The sequence below is a fragment of the Candidatus Binatia bacterium genome (assembly GCA_036382395.1).
Lineage (GTDB): Bacteria > Desulfobacterota > Binatia > HRBIN30 > HRBIN30 > JAGDMS01.
Map to the genome: position 1 here is coordinate 1 of DASVHW010000428.1, position 4,309 is coordinate 4,309.

Below are 4,309 nucleotides of genomic sequence, written 5' to 3' on the forward strand. Positions count from 1 at the left end.
GCTCGCTACGCGGGCTTACCGAGGAAAAACCGCTCGGGGTCGAAGACGCGCAACATGGCGAGTTCCTCCGGTGTGGGCGGGGCAAGCTCGGCGAGGTCATCCGCCACGCGCAGGTTCCATCCGCAGCGCTGCTGGATCTCCCGCACGCATTCCTCGCGGTTCGCACGCGCGTGGCGGAAGTACCCGGTGAGCAGCAGCGTCTCGCCGCCGCGTTTTTCGAAGCGGCCCATGGTCGAGACCACGCAGCCGACACGGGTTCCGGGGCTGGTGACATAGCTGACGGACTTGACGAAGGTCTGCCGCCGCTGTGCGGCCACGACAACGGTCTCCTGCGCGGCGGTCACGATGTCGTTGGCCCCGCCCGATCCGACGATGAACTGGCCGTTCTCGGCAAACGTCGAGTTGATGTTGCCGTACTGGTCGATCTGCGCCGCGCCGACCACCGCGAGACACTGGTTCGTACCCCCACAGCCGTGCAGGCCCAGCGCTTCGAAGACATCCGTCAGCATCGTCGTCGTCGGCAGGTTCCAGTAGTTGAGCAGGAAGGGGTCGCCCGGACGCGGATCGTGGCCGTACATGCCCACCTCGGCGACCATGCCGAACTCGACTCCCGCTTGCCGGAGGCGATGCGCGGCCAGCCACGCCATCAGCGCCGCCTGGCCGACGCCAGAAAGCACGGTCCGGTAGTGCTTCGCCGTGATCCGCTCGGCGATCACCCGCGCGCCCTCGACGATCATCTCCTCGATCGGACCAGCAGGACGCGGCGCATCGAACGTGGCGGCGTGACGTTCCAGCTCGTCCCGCCACGCCTGCGGCTTGGCCAGATCGAACAGTTTCCGCAGCCGCTGATCACCGAGCTTGCGCAGATAGTGCTCCTGGTCCTGCACATCGAGGATCCACTCGCGCACCCACTCGGCGTACGTGGCCTCGTCGTCTTGCACGCGGCGATGCTCGCCCATGAAATCGTAGTCGTTCGCGTACGCAGTGAACTCCGGCATGTCTCGGCAATAGTTCCCGTACGGATGGGAGCCGAAGGGCACTTCGCTGACAGCCAGTACACGCTCTGCGGGAATACGGACGAGATGCGCATAGCGGCGGACGACGCTGGTGGGAACGATCTGGTGCGCGGTGACGATCACGCCTTCCCGCGCCGCCAACGCGCCGTACACGTTCTCCTGATACGGGGGAAAACAGACGGCGTTGCCAGCTGGGTCCGCGGCCCAGGCATGGACGAAGCTGATGTCCGGATGGTAGGCGCGGATCACCCCTTGCCGCTGGTCCGGATCAAATGGGTCGGGAATCTCAGCGAAGTCGCCGCTCTTGCCGAGCTCTGCGGCCATGGAACTCCCAACGATGGATCGCGTGGTCAGGAACGGCACGCCCATCGCTCCGGCCAGCAGACGCTGGGAGATCGTCAACATCGTCCAGTTCTCGATCTCCAGCTCCTTGCGGGCCAGCGCGCGCGCGATGATCGGGCTGGGGCCAGGCGTGGGATAGCCTTCGCCGGCAAACGACACCACGGCCCGCTTCAGGAGCCCGAGGTGCACGAGCTGCAAGTAGTTGCCGCTCAGGGACGACGAGATGAACTCGAACTGGGGGTGCTTACCAGCGAACTGCCGACAGAGTTCGTAAAGCGCCGCCACGGGACGTGACTGCAAACTGCACGGGTTGATCTTCATGCCGGGGCGCACGAACCGCCGGATGGCCTCCGCGAGATTCAGGCGCTTGTCCTGCCGGCTGTCGTGCACCGGCGCGATCTGGTGCTCGACGATGTCGCGCCACAGACTCATGGTGCCAGCGCATACCACACGCGCGCCCGCTGGTCACCAATACGCGCGGTGGCGTCGCGCAGCCTGCTTGCACTTGTCGTCATATTTGACCACAATCCGCGCGCGTCTGTGAGTCAGAAGGGGTGTCGCAGTGGACTTGCGCTATTCGGAAGCCGACGAGAAGTTCCGGAAGGAATTCCGCAGCTGGCTGAAGGACGCTGTCCCTGCCTACGGTGCTCCGCCGCCACCGCATGACTGGCCGGCCCGCCGGGCGTACGACACGGGCTGGCAGCGCAAGCTGTATGAGGCCGGCTACGCGTGCGTCGACTGGCCCAAGGAGTACGGCGGCCGCGATGCGTCGCCGACCGAGCAGCTTGTCTATTACGAGGAAATCGGACGTGCCCGGGCTCCGTACGTTGGAATCAACTTCGTCGGCATCAAACACGGCGGACCCACGCTCATCGCCGAGGGGACACCGGAGCAGAAGGCTCACCACATCCCGCGCATCCTGAAGGGCGAGGAGGTGTGGTGCCAGGGTTTTTCGGAGCCTGGGGCGGGCTCCGATCTGGCGAGCCTGCAGACGCGCGCCGTGCGCGACGGCGATCACTATATCGTCAACGGGCACAAGATCTGGACCACCTATGCGCAAGTGGCCGACTACAGCGAGCTGCTGGTGCGCACCGACACCGAGGTCCCCAAGCACAAGGGCATCAGCTGGCTGATCCTTCCGATGAACCTTCCCGGCATCGAGATCCGGCCGCTCCGCACCCTGGTCGGTGAGGGAGAGTTCAGCGAGCTGTTCTTGGAGGATGTCCGCGTCCCCGTCGAGAATCGGGTCGGCGCGGAGAATGACGGCTGGCGGGTCACCAACGTCACCTTGCGCTTCGAACGGGGCACCGCCTTTGCCGCCGCGATTTACTCGCAGCGGGAGTTTCTGGCCGACATCGCCCGTGCCGCGCGGCAGGTGACGCGCTACGACGCCCGCGCCTGGGACGACACCGCCTTACGCAAAGAGATCGGGCATGCCCAAGCGGAACTCGACGCGCTCTGGGCCATGGTCAAGATGGGCGTGTCGGAGATCAGCAAGACCGCCGTTCCAGGAATTGGCGGCGTGGCCGTCAAGCTGCTGTACAGCGAGTTGGATCAGCGCCTCGGCGATCTGGCGATGCGCGTGCTCGGGCGTGCCGGTTTGAGCCGCGACGACGTCGCATCGCTGCCCAGCAAGCGATTCCTCGCGGTGGCGCTCAAATCGTTGAGCCTCACGATCGCTGCCGGCACCTCACAAATCCAGCGCAACATCATCGCCGAGCGGATTCTCGGCTTGCCCAAGGAGCGCTGAAGGGCTCGATACGAGGCAGCACATGGATTTCCGAGTGACCGAAGCGCAGCAAGAGCTGCGGAATGCCGTGCAATCGTTCTGTCGGACGCGGGTGACCGTCAGCCTGCTGCACGAGCTGGCGACCAAGGAAGGCTTCGACCGATCGCTGTGGAAAGAGCTGGCGGAACTCGGTGTCTTCGGCCTCCGCCAGACGGAGGCGCGGGGCGGTTCGGGGCTGGGCATGGCCGAGGCCGTGGTGGTCTTCGAGGAACTCGGCCGTTGCGTGGCGCCAGGCCCGCTGGTCTGGAGTCACCTCGCAGCGGATCTCGTGGAAGGTACCGCCAGCGGCGCGGTGGTCGTCGGAGGACTCGATCTGACGGGCGCCTCGCCGGCGCCATACCTGGTGGAGCACTGGGACGCGCTCGACGCCTTGCTGCTCTTGAAGCGGGACGGCGTCGAGCGGCTCGATCCCAAACGTCTGGCGGTTCAGCCCGTGTCGACGCCGCTCGATCCCCTCACGCCGCTGCACCATGCGGAAGGGCTGCCCCGCGGCGAGCCCATTGCGGGTGCCGACGTGGCGCGGCGCCTGCGGCTCGAAGGCACGACATTGGTCGCCGGACAGCTGCTGGGAATTGCCGAAGCCACGCTGGAGCTGGCCATCAGTTACGCGAAGATCCGCGAGCAGTTTGGCCGCGCGATCGGCTCGTTTCAAGTGCTCAAGCACATGATGGCGGACATGTTCGCTCGCCAAGAGCTGGCGCGCGCGGCCGTCTACGCCGCCGCGGCGACGCTCGACCGGCCGGAGGTCGGCGACGTGGAGCGCGCCGTCTCGTCGGCCAAGCTCGTGGCCGGCGAGGCGGCCATGAAGAACGTCCGGGCGTGCATCCAGATCCATGGCGGCATGGGATACACGTGGGAGATTCCCGCCCATTACTATTTCAAGCGAACCTGGGTGCTCGAATCCTGGTTCGGCACCACCGACGAGCACTCGCTGCGCCTGGCGGAGCAGGTCGCCGCCGGCGTCTAGCCGGGCTCGTACGCCACGGCGGTCGATCGGGAAATCGTCGAGGACGTCCTTATGATCTGGACAGTGGCACTTTCTCGAACGAGCGTCTACGCCGCGAGGCGTTGGTGCGCTTGGTCGTGAGCTTTGAGGAGCCAGCGACGCAGGAATATCGGCAGGGTGGAGTCCGCAGGGCCAGCGGCGAGAAATTCCGGAAGG

Annotated in this window: 3 protein-coding genes; 2 read left to right on the plus strand and 1 reads right to left on the minus strand. The window is 66.0% G+C overall.

Annotated elements, in window-relative coordinates:
* Positions 1-5: 5 nt before the first annotated feature.
* Positions 6-1,790 (minus strand): CoA-transferase, encoded by a 1,785-nt coding sequence (locus tag VF515_21220; protein ID HEX7410150.1) that lies wholly within the window; start codon positions 1,788-1,790, stop codon positions 6-8.
* A 130-nt stretch (positions 1,791-1,920) separates the two neighbouring features.
* On the opposite strand from VF515_21220, the gene VF515_21225 reads away from it, so the two are divergent.
* Together VF515_21225 and VF515_21230 are read left to right on the plus strand one after the other, a co-directional pair.
* Positions 1,921-3,108 (plus strand): acyl-CoA dehydrogenase family protein, encoded by a 1,188-nt coding sequence (locus tag VF515_21225; GenBank protein ID HEX7410151.1) that lies wholly within the window; start codon positions 1,921-1,923, stop codon positions 3,106-3,108.
* A gap of 22 nt (positions 3,109-3,130) precedes the next feature.
* Positions 3,131-4,114 carry an acyl-CoA dehydrogenase family protein gene (locus VF515_21230; GenBank protein HEX7410152.1) on the plus strand — a complete coding sequence of 328 codons (984 nt, stop codon included), beginning with the start codon at positions 3,131-3,133 and terminating at the stop codon, positions 4,112-4,114.
* The last annotated feature ends 195 nt before the right edge of the window (positions 4,115-4,309 follow it).